General features: G+C 53.1%; 19 protein-coding genes and 3 pseudogenes. 1 reads left to right on the top strand and 21 read right to left on the bottom strand.

Going from position 1 to position 15,884, the window contains the following annotated elements; all coding sequences use genetic code 11:
- The 21 genes and pseudogenes from OEL57_RS07065 to OEL57_RS06960 all read right to left on the bottom strand — a co-directional run.
- Positions 1–270 (bottom strand): ATP-binding cassette domain-containing protein (locus OEL57_RS07065; protein WP_300738961.1); only part of this gene is annotated, 270 nt, incomplete at its 3' end.
- A 148-nt stretch (positions 271–418) separates the two neighbouring features.
- Positions 419–916 (bottom strand): tRNA (N6-threonylcarbamoyladenosine(37)-N6)-methyltransferase TrmO, encoded by a 498-nt coding sequence (gene tsaA / locus OEL57_RS07060; protein ID WP_300738959.1) that lies wholly within the window; start codon positions 914–916, stop codon positions 419–421.
- A gap of 50 nt (positions 917–966) precedes the next feature.
- A complete protein-coding gene (locus OEL57_RS07055) occupies positions 967–1,287 on the bottom strand; it encodes an ArsR/SmtB family transcription factor (RefSeq protein WP_300738956.1) in 321 nt (106 codons plus the stop codon).
- Positions 1,288–1,427: 140 nt separating this feature from the next.
- Positions 1,428–2,972 carry a phospholipase D-like domain-containing protein gene (locus tag OEL57_RS07050; protein ID WP_300738953.1) on the bottom strand — a complete coding sequence of 515 codons (1,545 nt, stop codon included), beginning with the start codon at positions 2,970–2,972 and terminating at the stop codon, positions 1,428–1,430.
- Positions 2,973–3,027: 55 nt separating this feature from the next.
- Entirely contained in the window at positions 3,028–3,489 is a 462-nt protein-coding gene (locus tag OEL57_RS07045) for a rhodanese-like domain-containing protein (RefSeq protein WP_300738950.1), read from the bottom strand.
- A 25-nt stretch (positions 3,490–3,514) separates the two neighbouring features.
- On the bottom strand, positions 3,515–4,483 hold the full coding sequence (locus OEL57_RS07040) for a DUF4405 domain-containing protein (protein ID WP_300738948.1): 969 nt from the start codon (positions 4,481–4,483) through the stop codon (positions 3,515–3,517).
- A 37-nt stretch (positions 4,484–4,520) separates the two neighbouring features.
- Positions 4,521–5,204: a cytochrome c biogenesis CcdA family protein gene (locus OEL57_RS07035; protein WP_300738946.1), complete on the bottom strand. Its 684-nt coding sequence runs from the start codon at positions 5,202–5,204 to the stop codon at positions 4,521–4,523.
- Positions 5,201–5,578, bottom strand: coding sequence for a thioredoxin family protein (locus tag OEL57_RS07030; RefSeq protein WP_300738944.1), 378 nt, complete (start codon positions 5,576–5,578; stop codon positions 5,201–5,203). Before OEL57_RS07030 ends, OEL57_RS07035 begins: the two co-directional genes overlap by 4 nt.
- Positions 5,578–5,805 (bottom strand): thioredoxin family protein, encoded by a 228-nt coding sequence (locus tag OEL57_RS07025; protein WP_300738942.1) that lies wholly within the window; start codon positions 5,803–5,805, stop codon positions 5,578–5,580. Before OEL57_RS07025 ends, OEL57_RS07030 begins: the two co-directional genes overlap by 1 nt.
- Positions 5,806–5,818: 13 nt before the next feature.
- Positions 5,819–6,766, bottom strand: coding sequence for a permease (locus tag OEL57_RS07020; protein ID WP_300738940.1), 948 nt, complete (start codon positions 6,764–6,766; stop codon positions 5,819–5,821).
- 156 nt (positions 6,767–6,922) lie between these two features.
- Positions 6,923–8,368, bottom strand: a complete 1,446-nt coding sequence (locus OEL57_RS07015) for a tetrathionate reductase family octaheme c-type cytochrome (RefSeq protein WP_300738938.1) — start codon at positions 8,366–8,368, stop codon at positions 6,923–6,925.
- Positions 8,369–8,829: 461 nt separating this feature from the next.
- Positions 8,830–9,174 (bottom strand): annotated as a pseudogene (locus OEL57_RS07010) (DUF2703 domain-containing protein); the annotation flags it as partial.
- 27 nt (positions 9,175–9,201) lie between these two features.
- Positions 9,202–9,621, bottom strand: a pseudogene (locus OEL57_RS07005) (MOSC domain-containing protein); the annotation flags it as partial.
- Positions 9,622–9,625: 4 nt separating this feature from the next.
- Complete coding sequence (gene moaA, locus OEL57_RS07000; RefSeq protein WP_300738936.1) at positions 9,626–10,606, bottom strand: GTP 3',8-cyclase MoaA; 981 nt, start codon at positions 10,604–10,606, stop codon at positions 9,626–9,628.
- Positions 10,597–12,369, bottom strand: coding sequence for a gephyrin-like molybdotransferase Glp (gene glp / locus OEL57_RS06995; RefSeq protein ID WP_307726467.1), 1,773 nt, complete (start codon positions 12,367–12,369; stop codon positions 10,597–10,599). Before glp ends, moaA begins: the two co-directional genes overlap by 10 nt.
- Positions 12,366–12,962: a molybdenum cofactor guanylyltransferase gene (gene mobA / locus OEL57_RS06985; RefSeq protein WP_300738933.1), complete on the bottom strand. Its 597-nt coding sequence runs from the start codon at positions 12,960–12,962 to the stop codon at positions 12,366–12,368. The genes glp and mobA overlap by 4 nt, the downstream gene beginning before the upstream one ends.
- A complete protein-coding gene (gene mog / locus OEL57_RS06980) occupies positions 12,962–13,459 on the bottom strand; it encodes a molybdopterin adenylyltransferase (RefSeq protein ID WP_300738929.1) in 498 nt (165 codons plus the stop codon). Before mog ends, mobA begins: the two co-directional genes overlap by 1 nt.
- Complete coding sequence (gene moaC / locus OEL57_RS06975) at positions 13,456–13,938, bottom strand: cyclic pyranopterin monophosphate synthase MoaC (protein WP_300738926.1); 483 nt, start codon at positions 13,936–13,938, stop codon at positions 13,456–13,458. The genes mog and moaC overlap by 4 nt, the downstream gene beginning before the upstream one ends.
- 5 nt (positions 13,939–13,943) lie before the next feature.
- Positions 13,944–14,123, bottom strand: a complete 180-nt coding sequence (locus tag OEL57_RS06970; protein WP_300738923.1) for a twin-arginine translocase TatA/TatE family subunit — start codon at positions 14,121–14,123, stop codon at positions 13,944–13,946.
- Positions 14,124–14,142: 19 nt separating this feature from the next.
- Positions 14,143–15,185, bottom strand: a pseudogene (arsB, locus tag OEL57_RS06965) (ACR3 family arsenite efflux transporter).
- Positions 15,186–15,282: 97 nt separating this feature from the next.
- Positions 15,283–15,624, bottom strand: a complete 342-nt coding sequence (locus tag OEL57_RS06960) for a metalloregulator ArsR/SmtB family transcription factor (protein ID WP_300738920.1) — start codon at positions 15,622–15,624, stop codon at positions 15,283–15,285.
- A gap of 112 nt (positions 15,625–15,736) precedes the next feature.
- Between OEL57_RS06960 and OEL57_RS06955 the strand changes: the two genes are divergently transcribed.
- Positions 15,737–15,884: twin-arginine translocation signal domain-containing protein (locus OEL57_RS06955; protein ID WP_300738963.1), on the top strand; the 148-nt coding region annotated here is incomplete at its 3' end.

The raw sequence follows: 15,884 nt of genomic DNA, 5'->3' as shown, positions 1-15,884 counted from the left end.
GATAAATCCCATCTCTGCACCGCGAAACGCCGCGCCGGTGGTGCGGTCAAGTGTCGCCACATCAGTACCCACAACGCTCAGGTGGCCGGCTGTAGGCTGATCAAGACAGCCTATCAGGTTAAGCAGTGTTGTCTTGCCACTGCCGGAAGGCCCCACAAAGGAGACAAAAGAACCAGCGCCTATCTGGAAGCTAACACCTTTGAGCGCCTCCACCTCGGTTGCTCCGGTTTGATAGGTTTTACTCACCTGTTCAGCCAGTACCAATGCCATCAGTCCCTTCCTTTCAAACATATAATGCCGACATCATTAGCAACAACTGGTAAAGATCGTATGATTAAATTGTGAAGAATTATGAAGAAATAAGGATTTAATGCAATCAACGTCCGGTTACAGGCTTGCAAATAACGCAAGGCATGAATCAGTCTTTATACTTAAGATAGGTAAATCTGCTATCAGACGTGGTGGTTGCCAGCCGCCCCTTTACCTCTTCAAGCCAACCGGTTTTGACATCCTTAAAGGACTGGAAGTCGGGCACGAACGGCTTAATATCAAGCAACGGGGTACCATCCAGCACGTCAATCTGCTCGATCTGCAATCGACCCTGTTCAATCCCCAGCAGCCTGACTATGGAAAGGCCAATCTGATTTGGACGCTTGGGAGCCCGTGTGGCAAACACGCCGTGCTCACGCGTATCAAGATACGGAACTACCTGCAATCGGTATCCCTGACTTTTATGGAAGTGATACAGCAGTATGATATGTGAAAAGCCTTCCAGATCCTTGAGCCCCGCCTGAAATTGCGGGAATATCTCCACGGTGCCCTGTGCAGCAGCTGCGGCAGTGGGTTGGATCGGCATTCCCTGAAGATCGCTGAAAGGGGTATGAATAACCCCAATCGGTTCGTACTGAATGGTCATCTTTGCCTCCATGATATAATCAGCAACATCTCAGGAAAAAATGCCAGATCTCATCTCATCTCCTTCCGATTAAAGAGTTCAGACCGGCTAGCTGCCTCATGGGCTGCAATCTGACCGGCTAGCTGCACTATCTCCAGCACCTCCGGGTACCGCAGGGAGTAGTAGATCTTCAGGCCATCCTTGCGCTGGTTAAGAATGCCACTCTTCAGCATGGTCTGCAGATGGCGGGAGGTGTTGGACTGTTCATGACCAATGGCAGGAAAAATCTCGCAGACACAATGCTCACCATCCCGCAGCAGTTCGATGATTCTCAATCGGGTCGGTTGGGCAATGGCCTTTAATACTTCCGCACTGTATCCCAGCATGTCCATTTATATAGTTCCTTTTCTAACGCCAGATATTGCCATAACCAGAAAGTTCAAGGCGGTCAAAAGCGAAAAAACCCGCAGGGGGAAACGCAGGTTGTCGTATCTGACATCGCTTATTGCTCCTGAAAGTACATTGTGTTGGATCACAACAGTTCTTCTGGGGCCATGCTCCCTAGCAGGCCGCTGACAAAATGTCGCCACACGCTGGCCATCGGTTCACCGTCAAGACGCACAGTTTTTTTGTTCTCTTCACCCACCCACACAAGCGCAGATGAGGCATTGCCTGGTTCAGTAAGCTCGACTCGGTATGACTGGTCAGACGATACAGCTTCTTCAAAAAGCTCACTCAGTTCTTCCCCCATTACAGAGTTTTCGATCCGCACCGCCACTTCGGTATTCAGCAGACGTGAGCGCGGATCGAGATTCATCGAACCGACAATGAGCGTCGAACGATCGACAATCACCACCTTGGCATGTAGGGTTGTACCTAAGGAGAGCTTCTTCCTCGCCGATTTCACACCAGGTCGCAGTTCGTGCAACTCTACACCACAAGCCAAAAGACGCGGGCGATAGCGGGCATAACCAGCATGGACTATCGGCACATCCGTTGATGCCAGCGAGTTGGTCAGGATTCGCACACGCACGCCTTTTTTAGCAAGGGAACAGAGACCAGTCACGCCACGTTCGCTTGGCACAAAATAAGGCGAGACAAGCAGTGCTTCGCGCCTGGCTGAAAGGATGGTGGAACGGATGGCAACGATCACAGGCTGCTCTTTTCCCTGCGTCAGATTCTTCTCCGGCGAATCCTGCAACACTGCAGCCGGTGCTGTCTGGAGAGCAAGCTTACCACTACGCAGCAGGCGTCTAAAATCCGTGTCGCGCAACGCCTTGGCATAATGCGTATAACGGAACTTCTCGGCTCTCGTTTTAAGTTGCTCCTGGATTGCAGCCAGTTCGTCCGGTTCACTTACTGCAGATGAAACAACTTTGATCGGAACGGCTGTAGCGTTATTCCAGTAGGCATCAAAGCTGTTTGAAACGTCCCTGACCAGCGGTCCCGCCATAAAAACATCAAGATCAGCAAAGTTGTTGCTCCGATTAAACGCAAAATAGGCATCACCCAGATTGCGCCCCCCGATCACAGCCACGGCGTTGTCAGCAATCCACAATTTGTTGTGCATGCGCCGATTCAGGCGACTACTGTTACCAAGGTACTCAGGGACCCTGAAGACACCCCAGAGACCTTGGCTAGAAAAGGGATTATACGTCCGCACCTCAATGTTCGGATGGACATCAATAGTAGACAGCAAATCATAATTATCACTGGTGCCAACGTCATCCACCAGTATACGGACTCTGACGTCCCGCTCAGCGGCCTGCAGAGCGCGGTAGAGCAGGAGCGTAGCTGTGGCATCATTGGCAACGATAAAATACTGGAGATCAAGTGTTTTTTGTGCAGCCTCAGCGGTGGCTGCCCTAACAATAAAGGCTTCTTCACCGGACACCAGCGAGCGGAATCCTGATTGTGCAGGTGAATTGACGAGAAATTCGGCAAAATTACGGCCAAGCACGGTCTCTTCCGGCCGTTCAAAGGCATATGACGGCACACGCGGCACATTAGTGTTCAAGCTCGTACAACCTGATGCTACACAGATAAGGATCAGTGCCAGCAAAGTATGCCAGCTCATGCCGTCCTCCTTCTTTCCCGATTGCTTTACTGCACTCTACATCAAGATATTTCTATTACGGGCAGCAACCGGTATCCTCACGAAACTCTTTAGCGTCATCACCACGCAACGACTCTGCCAAACCGGTCAGACCATCAGTCAGATAACGGGCATTATAACCCTTGGTCCGCAGATAGGCCATGGCAAGGGAAGAGCGGTCCTTGTGGGGACAGGCGGTGACGATGATCTTGTCCTTGGGCAGCTCCCTGTACCGCTTGGGCAGTTCATTCAGCGGAATCTGCAGCCCAAACCCCATTTTCCAGACCTTTACCTCTTCCGCAAAACGAATATCCAGCAAAATCGCCTTTTTCTCTTCAATCATTTTTATCAACTGTTTGCTACTGGCCTTCATATCAGCCCTTATTTCATAATTGAAATCAGCAAGAAAGAGGTCAAATGCTTCCGTTTGGTTATCAGCAGCATTTACCTGACCAGCTCCGGCAAGTAACAAGAGTGTCAGGGCAATCAGTTTTTTCATGATGCAGCGCTCCTTTTTGGTGTAGTTAGCGAACAGTTTCTCCTGCCAGAACAACCTTCAGAACATCAATCGGCAGCTCTCCTCTTTCTTCTGAAATTTTCTTCAAGGTATCACCGGAAGCCATCGTTATATTTTTTGCCGCCAGCTTTTTGATAATTGCCCCCTGCTCAAGTCCATGCTCCCGGCAGATATCAGCCAGGGTCTTGCGGCCAACACCTTTCCCTTCAAACTCCTTTTGCACCAGTTCCAGTGTCCAGGTTTTTGAAGCAGGTGGTGCAGATTCCCCTGTTGTTGGCGTGCTGGATAGTGGTATTTTTTTTGCTCCTTCTTGCTGTGGCATGGCGGCAGAAGCAGATACAGCCTTTTTCTTCTCCAGGGTCTTCAACAGCTTGTATATCGCTGAAGGCGAGGTACGATTGTTTCTGGCAATAGCAAGGAGCTTCTCTTCAGGTCCAGCGACTTTTATGCCCTGTTTCTTCAGTAGTTCAAATGCTGGCTCAAGCTCAATATCCACCTTGTTCAAAAAATTACTGATGGACAGCAGTTCTGCGTGGCTGATGACCGGTTCATCTTCAGGCGTCTTGACCCATGATTCCTTGATGTAGTCATTCAAGCTCAGGACATAGCTGAGCGGCGGAGTTTTGTAGATCCCCCCTATCGTGCAGAAGATGGTGATCACCGCAGCAACAGCCAGCTCTGCCTTCAGGGCAACCGTCTTTTTGACCTTGTCCTGGAAGTAGCTGACCAGTGCGCGCCAGTTTAACCAGGTATGCCACAGTCCGGCCAGGGCAAACAGCAGACTGGTGGTGATATGCATATCTCCCCACTGGGCCTTGCTGATTCCCCAGAAGGTCCAGTCCAGCCAGTAAGCCACCCTCCCCTGAGGGGTTATAAATAGGATGATCCCAGAAACCGTCATGATCAAAAAGCTTAGCGCGGTCAAGAGTGAGATGAAGCCCCGCAGGTGTATACGATAGGTTTGCCGGTCAGGCATACTCCGCTCCTTATCAGTTTTTAGTACAGCAGTTTTTTCAGGCCATCCAGAGCAGATAGATACCCACTCCGGCAACCACTGCCCCACCGAAACGCTTGGCCCAGGCAGAAAAATCAATAATTCCCTTTTGCTTTACAAACGATTCGATAAACCCGGTAAAGGTTCCTGCTACAAGCATCAGCAGGCAGTGGCCAATGGCGTAAACAAACAGGAGCGCTGTGCCGTACAGCACCTGCCCCTTGGTGGCCACGTAGGTCAGGATCACCACCAGCACCGGCGTGGCGCAGGGTGATGAGACCACCCCAAAGAACAGCCCCAGGATGAATGAGCCGACAATACCGCCCTGTTTAGGCTTGAACTCCCGCTTGATCGGCAGCCTGATCTCGTACAGGCCGATCATCTGCCCACCCATCACCAAGGCCACAATCCCGGCCACCACGTACCACCAGCCACCCACCGTACCAAACATGGTGCCCAACATGCCGGCGGCAGCGCCAAAGGCGGTAAAGGTCAGCGACAGGCCCAGGATAAAGGCCAGCGAGTAGCGGAACGCCTTCCAGCGATCACCATCGGCATAACCGCCCACAAAACCAACCACCAGCGGGATGGTGGCCAGCACGCAGGGGGATGCCGATGACAGCACCCCGGCCAGAAAAACCGCACCAAAGGCCAGCAGCGGATAGAGGGTGACAACCTGTTCCAGATTGTCCAGAAAGGTCATTTCACACCCAGCTTGGTGAGGGTATCAATGATCGGCTGACGATCCATAAAACCGATATGACGACCGGTTTCCTTCCCCTTGGCATCAAAGAAGATCTGGGTCGGAATCATCTGCACCCGGTAGGCACCACCAATCTTGTTATCCTTCCAGACATCCACAAAGATAACATTGGCCCTGCCCTTGTACTCCTTTTCCAGCTGTTCCAGGATCGGGGCCATCTTCTTGCAGGGGATACAACTGCGAGCGCCAAAATCCACCAGAGTGGGACGTCCGGAGGTCAGGGCCGCCTGGATGGTAAACTGGTTGCCGGAAGGAAGCTCGGCAAAGGCGCTGGTTGCGGTTAAAAGACAGATCAGGGCAACAAGTATCCGCATCAGAGCATCCCTGCAATCTCATCTGCCGTAGCCAGTTTGCCGGAAAACAGCACTTTGCCGTCCTTCACCAAAGCCGGGGTGCTCATCACACCGTACTTCATAATGGAGGGAATATCCTCAACCTTGACGATCTCAGCCTCTTTGCCTGATGTTTCCACTGCCTTCTTCACATTTTCCAACAACGTCTTACATTTTGCACAGCCGGTTCCCAGGACTTCCAGTTTCATGATTCATGCTCCTTTACAATATGATGTTGAACAGATACCCCACAAACACAATAGCAGTTGCCACAATACAAAAAAACGTCACCAGCAGTTTCCGTTTCAGGACATTGCTGAGGATAATTGCCTCCGGCAGTGACAGCGCCGTAACCGCCATCATAAAGGCCAGCACCGTACCGATCGCCATCCCCTTTTGAGTCAGGGCAGACACGATCGGGATCACTCCGGCTGCGTTGGAGTAAAGCGGCACCCCCAGTGCAACAGCAACCGGCACAGCAAAGGGATTATCACGTCCGGCCCACTTTGCCAGAAAATCCTGGGGCACATAGCCATGGATAAAGGCCCCCAGCCCGACCCCGATCACCACATAGGGCCAGATCTTTTTCAGCAGGTCACGGGTGTAGTCACGGGCATAGACCAGCTTGTCCCGAAAGGTCAGTTCCTCTATCTCCTGCTTCCCCACCTGCATCTCCCAGACATAATCCTGCACATATTTTTCCATCTTTAACCTGCCGATCACAATCCCGGCCACAATCGCCACCAACAGGCCGGTACCGATGTAGATCAGGGCGATCTTCCAGCCAAACATCCCCCAGAGCATGATCAGGGCCACCTCATTCACCATAGGAGAAGAGATCAGGAAAGAAAAGGTTACCCCCAGCGGCACGCCAGACTCCACAAAACCGATAAACAGCGGCACAGCCGAACAGGAGCAGAATGGCGTAACAATCCCCAGCAGCGCTGCCATGACATTGCCGACATATTCACGATTATGTGAAAGGATTCTTTTGGTTCTTTCTGGAGGGAAGGACGAGCGGATGATTGCCACTACAAAGATGATGCTGGTCAGGAGCAGGAAGATCTTGATGGTATCGTAGATGAAGAAATTGAGGGCCTCACCACCGTGGCTGCCCGGCGTGAGGCCCATCAGGTGAAAGGTAACGTAATCGGCAAACTGCTTGATCATGATGTTCTCCGTTTAAACACAAAGAGTATATGACTAAACAATCATATACTCTTTGGTGCCATCGGGAGTCAAGTGCGTAAATGTACGCCCACCGACACAACCGGGAAAGGGGTTCCGGGCTATGCCAGTGTCGGCAGGCGTACAACCGCTTACAACTTACTTCTTCTTGCCAGCTGACCGGCCACCAATGGTCATTGGATCACCTTTGTAACCCAGTGCCTTCCAGTCCATCCGCTTGGCGCCCATATGGCAATCACCACACTGCAGGGCATCTTCCTTCGGCGCTACCTGGTGCTGGGCAGAGATATACGCAATGGTCTTTACAAACTGATACTTCCCACTGTACGGAAGGCCTTCGCCCTGGGCTCCATCCTTAAGAGCCTTCTCCCAGTTGAAGTGAACCCAGAGTGACTGGTACTGCTGGAAGGTACTCAGGTACTTATAGACGCTGTCCATTGGCTGACTTCCCAAGTGGGTCTTGTAGGGATAAATCTTGGCAGTTTTATCCTTGATGTCCCCCACCGGTCCGGTCATGGTTACTACTTTTGAGGGGTCTTTAATCTTGTCGCCCACCATGTAACGTTCAATTTTGCCATTATACCAGGCATAGGTAGGCATAAAGTTCATGTTCCAGGTAAAGGAACCTTTACGGTTCTGGAAAGTTTCCTGGTCAAACTGCTCATCAACTTTCAGATTTTTACCCACGTCAGACCAGAACCAGGAAGTCTTGGTGGCCTGGCCACGAGCCAACATCGGAATGTGGCAGGTCTGACAGGCAACTGAAGCCGCATGGGCATCCAGAATCGCCTTATTCTTGGAGTTTTTATGGGGAGCTTTGGCACCGCTGTGACAATCCGTACAGCTTACCCGTGCGTCATAGTGGGCCATCTGGCTGGATGCACCTGAGATTTTGTGATCTTTGGCCTTGTGACAGTCAACACAGAGCAGCCCGGCACCACCCTTTTCCTTCTTGGCTATATGGACATCAAGCTTGCGGTCTGCTGTTTCCATGGTTGAATCCAGCCCGGCATGCTTCACGCCATCACCACCACCCCCGTAGAAGTGGCAGAAACCGCAGTTTTTAAGGGTCGGCTTCTGACCCACGCTTTTTGCAGCTTCAGTCAGATTTACCTTGCCGGTTGTAATACCCTTCATATCAACTTCACAGCCGACTGCAGAGCGGTCATAACTTTTTGCCGCGTGGCAGACCAGACAGTCGATTTTCGTCTTGTCATTGTGATCAAACTTGTTTCGATTCCAGCCGTAGCCGGCATGGCACTTGAGGCATGATTCGCGGGGAAGACCATCCTTGCCGGCAAAGATGGTCGTGCAGTAGTTATTGGTCATGTTGGTCTTGCCGTAGAGTTTACCACTCTTCTCAAGACCTTTCACATGATTGGGAACCCCCTTCAGGTTCCAGTGCTGGGTTTTGATAAAATCTCCAGCCTGCTTATCATGACACTCAAGACACTTTTTGGTAACTTCCGAACCATCTTTAAACTGACCATCAATGAAATCCTTGTGATCAGTCGCTGCCGACACCGCACCGACGGCAGCAAGCAGCCCGGCGAACAGCAACAATAGTGGGCGAAGCAATTTCATACGTTCCTCCTTGTGTGTTGGTTTACAGCAAAACAGAATACAGCAGACAGACATTTAACATGCCACCATATTCAATAATTTATATATTTATATCAAACAGTTACAATCAGACCAAACTGAATTTAACAGCGAGATGGGTGCCTGACAAGCAAATTAAGATTTTTTTAATTATTAAAAGGACGCGGGGAAATATGAGCAGAAATTTAATCTGGCGGGCACATCTGGACTGACCAAGTACAACCACAGCTAATAAACCTATAAAACTAGAAAAAGCAGTTAGCCGCCACAGAACGCATAGATCACAAAGAGCTGCAGATAGTTAGACTGCATTCCAAACACACCTGTAAGGTGTTGCACAAAACATAGTTAACCATATGTTATTATTTGATTTTATTGTGCTCTTTTGCGGCAAAATGCCGAAATGCCGTTTTTGGATAAAACATCACTCAGCGGAAACGCTGCTAACGACGTAACACGACCTCAATCCCCTTCCTGAACAGTTCCGGTGTCAGTTCCTCAAACAGTTCGCCGCCACATTGCACGGTGCGACAACTGGTTGCAGAGCCGGTCAGGCAGCTGCAGGAGGGACAGTCAGACTCCCCAACCGTTGCAGCCAGCAGTTCCTCCAACGGTAGGCCATTGATCAGCACCAGGTTTGACTGACTGATCTGTTCCTCGTTCAAAAGGGTTTCCTGTAGCTCGATCACCACCCCTTGCCCGGCATACCCGGCTATTACCTGCTTCAGATTGGCACCGGTATAACCACAACGGTCGCAGGTTGCACCGGCCTTGTCATAATGTCGCCATTCAATACGGATCGGCGCCGCAACCCGCTCTATCCTGTCCCCCGGCCTGATGCTGCCCGGCCTGATCACCTTGGCAAAGATCCCTTCCTTAGGCATGACACAGTCACCGGCCTGATAAAAGATGGCGCAGCGGGTATGGCATTCCTTACCGATCTGGGTCACCTCCAGCAGGGTTTCCCCGATCTGCAGACAACTACCGATGGGAAGGGAGACCAGCTCAATCCCGCTGGTGGTGATGTTCTCAGCAAAGTCGCCGCTGGTGACATCCAGCCCCAGAGCACGCATCTTGTCGATGCTTTCCTGAGCCAGCAGGCTGACTTGACGATGCCAGTCTCCGGCATGGGCATCCCCCACAATACCGTGGTCCACCCGCAGTTCAACCGACGCCACCGGCTTCTTGCGCTCACCTTTATTTTCACTGATGCAGACCGCAATCACCTCTGCCATATCATCACCCTCCTATCTGGGCCATACTGAAGTTACTATGCTCGTACTCACCGCAACGGATGCCGTGCCCTTCCGGTTTTGAAGCAACAATCCGCTGCAAGGCACCACAGAGTGCTTGGCAATCAGGCGGTCGCAGAAACGGCAGCAGATCGGTCTTTTTATCACTGAACAGACAGCCCTTGGCCTGCCCCCGAGCTGTAACCCTGATTCGATTACAGTCTACACAGAAATGGCCCGACACGGCAGTAATGATGCCGATGCTTCCTGTTGCACCAGGTATACGATAATCCTGGGATGGCCCGGCGAAATCACCCTTGTTGACCGGTTCTAACTGGTGCTGCTCCTTAATTCGCTGCAGCACCTCTTCACCGGAAAAACAGAGCCTCTGCCAGCCATCTTCCTTAACCACCGGCATATATTCGATAAAACGGACTGAGCAGCCGCGGCTGCGGGTCAGTTCAGCAAATTCGAGGATCTCGTCATCATTGATCCCCCGCATGATCACCACGTTTATCTTTGGGGGCGGAAAACCAGCCGCCACCGCTGCATCCAGCCCGGCCAGCACCTTCTGCAGGTCGCCGCCACGGGTTATCTCTTTGAAGCGTTGCGGATTCAGGGAATCAAGGCTGACATTCAGGCGCTGCACGCCGGCCTTGTACAGGTCAGCTGCCATCTGCTCCAACAACAGCCCATTGGTGGTCAGAGCCAGATGACGCAGCCCGGGGATAGCTGAAAGTTTTGTCAAGAAATCCACGAGACCTGTCCGCACGGTTGGTTCACCACCGGTGATCCTGATCTTCTCGATCCCTAACCCCACGGCAGATTCGGCAATCATCTGCAGCTCCTCAAAGGAGAGAATCCCGACATGGCCGACATCAGGCACTCCCTCTTCTGGCATGCAGTAGAAACAGCGCATATTGCAGCGGTCCGTCACAGAAAGGCGCAGGTAGTTGATCTTGCGGCCATGGGTATCTTTCAATCCCATGGGCTCACCGCCTGCATGCCGACTACCGTATCCAGCACCAGTACCATCACGGTATCACCTGCTTGATAGCTGCGTTCCGGCGCCAGCAGGGCCAGACCGGATGCCAGGGTCAGTGAGCTGATCCGGCCAGAACTCTGGCTGCCGGTAATGGAAACTTCCCAGCCATTGGAGGCTCTGCTCAGCAGGGCACCCACAAAATGGGGCCGTCCCCCTTTGTTACGGGCTGATTCGGTCAGAGTCGCCTGCACCGAGGGTCTGAATATCTTTTGTCTGCCCATCCCTTTCAGCAGCAGCGGCCTGACAAACAGCTCAAAGATCACCATGGCCGCCACCGGATTGCCGGGCAGTGAAAAGACCGGTTTACCCTGCAGTAACCCCATGCCAAACGGCTTGCCTGGTTTGATATTGACCCCGTCAAACAGCATGCTGCCCCCCAGCTCCAGCAGGGCCGGTTTAACGTAGTCATGATCGCCGGCTGAGGCGCCGCCGGTAACCAGCACCAGATCAGCAGACAGACAGGCCCGTAACCGATCCCTCGTTGCATCCGGGGTGTCTGCTGCAATCCCCATCAGCAACGGTTCAGCACCGGCCTCACGCACCTGGGCTGCCAGGGCGTTGCTGTTGCTGTTGATGATGGTGCCGGGCCTGCGTTCCGATCCCGGCTCCAGCAGTTCATCACCGGTGGCGAGGATCGCCACCCGCAAAGGCGCATAGACCGGAACAGAGCCGAGATTCATGGCTGACAGCAGGGCTATCTCCTGAAAGCGGAGCACCGTGCCGTTGGCAAGTGCCCGCTGGCCCTGCTGCAGATCTTCACCGGCCCGCCGGATATTATCTCCAACACTGAACGGTTTATTGAACCTGAGCAGGCCATCGGTTACCTCCAGGTTTTCCAGCGGCACCACCGTATCGCAACCGGGCGGGATCGGCGCTCCGGTCATGATCCTGATGGCCGTACCGGCTGCAACCGGCTCCTGTCCGGCAAAACCGGCAGGCAGAAACCCCTCTGTCCGTAACTCTTGTTGAGCAGCATCAGCAGCGCAGAAGGCATAGCCGTCCATTGCTGAATAATCCCAGGGGGGGATGGCAAAACCGGCAATCTGATCCTCAGCAACGACATGGCCAAGGGCATCCGGTAGCGGCAGGTAGCGAATCGCTGCGGTTACCGTATGTTCCATAACGGTATCAAATGCCTGTTTAACCGGGGCTAGCGGCTGTTTGCCCGGCAGTCCTTTGGACAGTTCGGTTGCAAGACTGTTCTGCATGACATGTTCCTCAATAAAGGCGGCAATTTCAGCCGGGTTGTTCAGATCAAGCAGCGGGACGTCCAGTTCCAGCGGACAGTCACTGGCCACCGCCAGCAGGGTCGGATCATAGTTCGTGCCGCGACAGATCAGCTCCCGGCCCAATGCTGCGCGATGCAGCTCTATCTTGGGCAGGCTGCTCTGCTTGAACCCTTCGGTCAGGATAATATCCAGATCAGTGCCACAGATCTGCAGCAGCTCCTCAACAGTTGGGGCCTGCTGATGCTGACGCACCAGGGCCAGCTTTTCTCCGGAGCAGATCAGCATACTGTCGCTACCGGCAGCGGTCAGGCGGTGGCTGTCTTTACCGGGATGATCGATCTCAAAGCGGTGGGCATCATGCTTGATCGCCCCCACCCGGTAGCCCCGTGCCTTCAGGATCGGAATCAGCTGTTCCAGCAGGGTGGTCTTGCCGGTGCCGGAATGGGCCACAAAAGAGACAACCGGGGGTTTCTTCATGATGACAATTCCTTGCAGGCTGCGTACTCCTGCGGAGTATTGATATTCAGCAATGCTCTGCCACCGGGATCGACCTTTGCCAGCAGTTCCGGGCCAATGATTCTGGTCTGCAACTGCTGCAGAACTGCGGTAATCCGATATTGTCCGGCCTCAAGCGCCGTCTGCATGACAGGCAGGCACGACTTGGCGTAGAGGGCAAACAGCGGTTCCAGACCTCCGGCCGTGACAGGGATGACAACGTCACAGGTTCCGGTCTGGCCACAAATCAACCGGATCAGTTCTGGATTTGGAAAGGGGATATCGCAGGAGGTGGCAAAGATTCGCTCTGTAGTGGCAGCATGCAAGCCCGTGTACAGGCCCCCCAGGGAGCTGCCGGGGTAGCTGTCCGGCACCACCGGTATGCCGTAGTGTGCAAACCGTTCAGGCAGGTCTCCCACCAGCAGCAGATGCTCGAAACAGCCCTGCATAACCTTGATGATACGCCCCACCAGCGGCTGTCCCGCAAGATCCAGCAGGGCCTTGTCCTGTCCCATCCGGCGGCTCTTGCCACCCACCAGAACCACCCCGGTTATGCCGCTGAAAAGACTGTTCACTAATGACGCCCGATCCCGTCACAGTCTGTACTGTCACCCCGGATCTTACTCACGGCATGGGGTACTGCAGCCCAGATCGCAGACAGGTTCTCGATCGCTCCACGGGGGCTGCCGGGCAGATTGATGATCAGGCTTTTACCACGGATGCCGGCCACGGCCCTGGACAGGATCGCCATCGGGGTGATCTTCAGGCTCTCAGCCCGCATCAACTCACCAAAGCCGGGCAGCAACCGGTCCAGCACCTGCAGGGTTGCCTCTGGGGTGACGTCACGGGATGAAACACCGGTGCCGCCAGTGGTCAGGATCAGCTCCGGCTGATCATGGTCAGCCCACTGGCGCAGCGCAGTCGCAATCTGCTCCACCTCATCTGGCACGATTTGGGTACAGGCGATCTCCACCCCCTGTTCAGCCAGCCACTGCTGCAGTAGCGGACCGCCCGCATCCTCCCGCTCACCACGGGAACCTTTATCACTGACCGTTAGAATTGCGGCCTTCATACAGCGGCCTCCCGTTGATAAGTACCACTCTTGCCACCTTCTTTAAACAGCAGCAAGGTTTCACCAATCACGATCCCTTTATCCTGGCCTTTGCACATATCGTAGACCGTCAGGGCAGCCAGCGAGGCAGCCACCATCGCTTCCATCTCCACTCCGGTCCGTTCAAAGGCCCGCACCGTGGCCTCAACCTGCAGGGTGCCGGTTTCAAGCTGCCAGTTAAACTCGATCCCCACTGCATGAATCGCCAGAGGATGGGATAGGGGAATCAAATCAGGAGTCTTCTTGGCAGCAGCAATCCCGGCCAGACGGGCTACACCAAGCACATCACCCTTGCTCAAAGCGCCATCAACCACCATCTTCAGCGTGGCAGGCTGCATCTGTACAGTTGAACGGGCAACTGCAGTCCGTAAGGAGGGCTGTTTGGCGCTGACATCCACCATGATCGCTTGGCCTTTGTTGTCAAAATGATTGAATGACATACGGCTTACTCCGTTTTTTCAGTTTCTTTATGCACCGGCTTAGAATCTTTTTCTTCAGAACCTTCTTTAAATCCTCTAATTGCCTTACCCAGTGAATTACCTAACTCCGGCAATTTACCCGGCCCGAATATGACCAGCAGAATTACTCCGATTACGATTAATTCCGGCATCCCGAATCCAAACATACCATGCACCTCCTCTCTGTCAATTGAACCAGCGTTTCTGAAACCAGAACGCCACATGTACCAGCCCGACCATAACAGGAACCTCCACCAACGGTCCGATCACGGCAGCAAAGGCAGCACCGGAGTTGATCCCGAATACCGCCACCGCCACGGCAATAGCCAGCTCAAAGTTGTTACTGGCTGCCGTAAAGGCCAGGGTGGTGGTCTTGCTGTAGTCAGCCCCCAGCTTTTTGCCCATCCAGAATGAAATCAAAAACATCACCACAAAGTAGATCAACAGGGGAATGGCAATCCGCACCACGTCCAGCGGCAACTGTACAATCAGATTCCCCTTCAGGCTGAACATCACCACAATGGTAAACAGCAGGGCGAGCAGGGTTAATGGACTGATCCTGGGTACCACCTCGCGGTGGTATCGTTCCACTCCCAGCAACTTGACACCGATCAGGCGGGTCAATGCTCCGGCAATACAGGGGATCCCCAGGTAGATAAAGACACTTTCCGCAATCTGACCGATGCTGATATCCACCGCCGTCCCCTGCAGCCCCACCAGCGGCGGCAGCACCGTGATGAATACCCAGGCATAGACACTATAGAACAGCACCTGAAAGACACTGTTAAAAGCCACCAGTCCGGCAGCGTACTCGGTGTTCCCCTTTGCCAGTTCATTCCAGACTATCACCATGGCGATACAACGGGCCAGCCCGATCATAATCAGGCCCACCAGATAGTCAGGCTTGTCCGGCAGCAGCAGGGCGGCCAGCACAAACATCAGAACCGGACCGATCAACCAGTTCTGCAACAGCGAGATACCCAGAATCTTCTTGTTCTGAAACACCTCCGGCATATCCTCATACTTCACCTTGGAAAGGGCGGGTACATCATCACAATCAGGCCGATAGCGATCGGGATGTTGGTGGCGCCCACCTGGAAGGAGTTGATGAACGCTTCCGTGCCGGGAATCAGGTACCCCAGCCCGATCCCCAGCGCCATGGCAGCAAAGATCCAGAGGGTCAGCCAACGATCAAGAAAGGAAAGACGAGAAGAAATCTGCTGCTCCATGAGAAAAACCTCACATTTTTTTACTTCACAACAACGCTGTTTTACCCTATCATCCGTTTAAGCGGATATATATAGAATAAAAAATATATTCAGATAGTTATATACAGTTCTTTTCCCGTTTATAGGCCAGCAGCCGCTCACGATCAGCAGCGCATTCAGGCAGTTCAGAGCAACGGCTACGAACCAGCGCAGACAGTTCGATAAAAAGACCGGACAAGCCCGGACGGATTGAATAATACATCCAGACCCCGCCCCGTCGATCCTGCAACCAGCCGCTGTTCTTCAGGTAGGCTACATGACGGGATACCGTTGATTGGGGCTGTTCCAGCGAGGTCATCAGGTCACAGATACAGAGTTCACCATGCTCCAGCAGTAGAACCAGAATCCTTAGGCGGGTTTCATCAGATAGGGATTTAAAGAGTTTGACTGTTTTCTTCATGGAATGACTATAGCCAGCAGACAGGACAAAGGTCAAGACCGTTGCACAGTTGTAACAAAAAGTTTTTGGGACACTTTTGACAGTAGCAGGGATTGCGAAAGGAGGAAACGGTATGGAGATTAATCGCAGAGATTTTCTGAAGGTTACGGCAGCAGCAGGCGCTGTGGCAACCGTAGGGTTGCCCAGGTTGAATGCCTTTGCCGCCAGTGACGGCACAAAGGGTGGGGCAACTGCAGGTGAATGGATGGCTTCGACCTGTC

It is taken from the genome of Trichlorobacter sp. (assembly GCF_030247655.1).
In the GTDB taxonomy this organism is placed as follows: Bacteria; Desulfobacterota; Desulfuromonadia; order Geobacterales; family Pseudopelobacteraceae; genus Trichlorobacter.
The sequence above is the reverse complement of the archived record's forward strand: the minus strand, read 5'-3'. Positions and strand labels throughout refer to the sequence as shown.

What these genes read in the sequence shown, in the direction of transcription:
- tsaA (WP_300738959.1), bottom strand. Translation starts at nt 916, where the DNA reads ATGACCATTCAGTACGAACCGATTGGGGTTATTCATACCCCTTTCAGC.
- OEL57_RS07055 (WP_300738956.1), bottom strand. Translation starts at nt 1,287, where the DNA reads ATGGACATGCTGGGATACAGTGCGGAAGTATTAAAGGCCATTGCCCAA.
- OEL57_RS07050 (WP_300738953.1), bottom strand. Translation starts at nt 2,972, where the DNA reads ATGAGCTGGCATACTTTGCTGGCACTGATCCTTATCTGTGTAGCATCA.
- OEL57_RS07045 (WP_300738950.1), bottom strand. Translation starts at nt 3,489, where the DNA reads ATGAAAAAACTGATTGCCCTGACACTCTTGTTACTTGCCGGAGCTGGT.
- OEL57_RS07040 (WP_300738948.1), bottom strand. Translation starts at nt 4,483, where the DNA reads ATGCCTGACCGGCAAACCTATCGTATACACCTGCGGGGCTTCATCTCA.
- OEL57_RS07035 (WP_300738946.1), bottom strand. Translation starts at nt 5,204, where the DNA reads ATGACCTTTCTGGACAATCTGGAACAGGTTGTCACCCTCTATCCGCTG.
- OEL57_RS07030 (WP_300738944.1), bottom strand. Translation starts at nt 5,578, where the DNA reads ATGCGGATACTTGTTGCCCTGATCTGTCTTTTAACCGCAACCAGCGCC.
- OEL57_RS07025 (WP_300738942.1), bottom strand. Translation starts at nt 5,805, where the DNA reads ATGAAACTGGAAGTCCTGGGAACCGGCTGTGCAAAATGTAAGACGTTG.
- OEL57_RS07020 (WP_300738940.1), bottom strand. Translation starts at nt 6,766, where the DNA reads ATGATCAAGCAGTTTGCCGATTACGTTACCTTTCACCTGATGGGCCTC.
- OEL57_RS07015 (WP_300738938.1), bottom strand. Translation starts at nt 8,368, where the DNA reads ATGAAATTGCTTCGCCCACTATTGTTGCTGTTCGCCGGGCTGCTTGCT.
- moaA (WP_300738936.1), bottom strand. Translation starts at nt 10,606, where the DNA reads ATGGGATTGAAAGATACCCATGGCCGCAAGATCAACTACCTGCGCCTT.
- glp (WP_307726467.1), bottom strand. Translation starts at nt 12,369, where the DNA reads ATGAAGAAACCCCCGGTTGTCTCTTTTGTGGCCCATTCCGGCACCGGC.
- mog (WP_300738929.1), bottom strand. Translation starts at nt 13,459, where the DNA reads ATGAAGGCCGCAATTCTAACGGTCAGTGATAAAGGTTCCCGTGGTGAG.
- moaC (WP_300738926.1), bottom strand. Translation starts at nt 13,938, where the DNA reads ATGTCATTCAATCATTTTGACAACAAAGGCCAAGCGATCATGGTGGAT.
- OEL57_RS06970 (WP_300738923.1), bottom strand. Translation starts at nt 14,123, where the DNA reads ATGTTTGGATTCGGGATGCCGGAATTAATCGTAATCGGAGTAATTCTG.
- OEL57_RS06960 (WP_300738920.1), bottom strand. Translation starts at nt 15,624, where the DNA reads ATGAAGAAAACAGTCAAACTCTTTAAATCCCTATCTGATGAAACCCGC.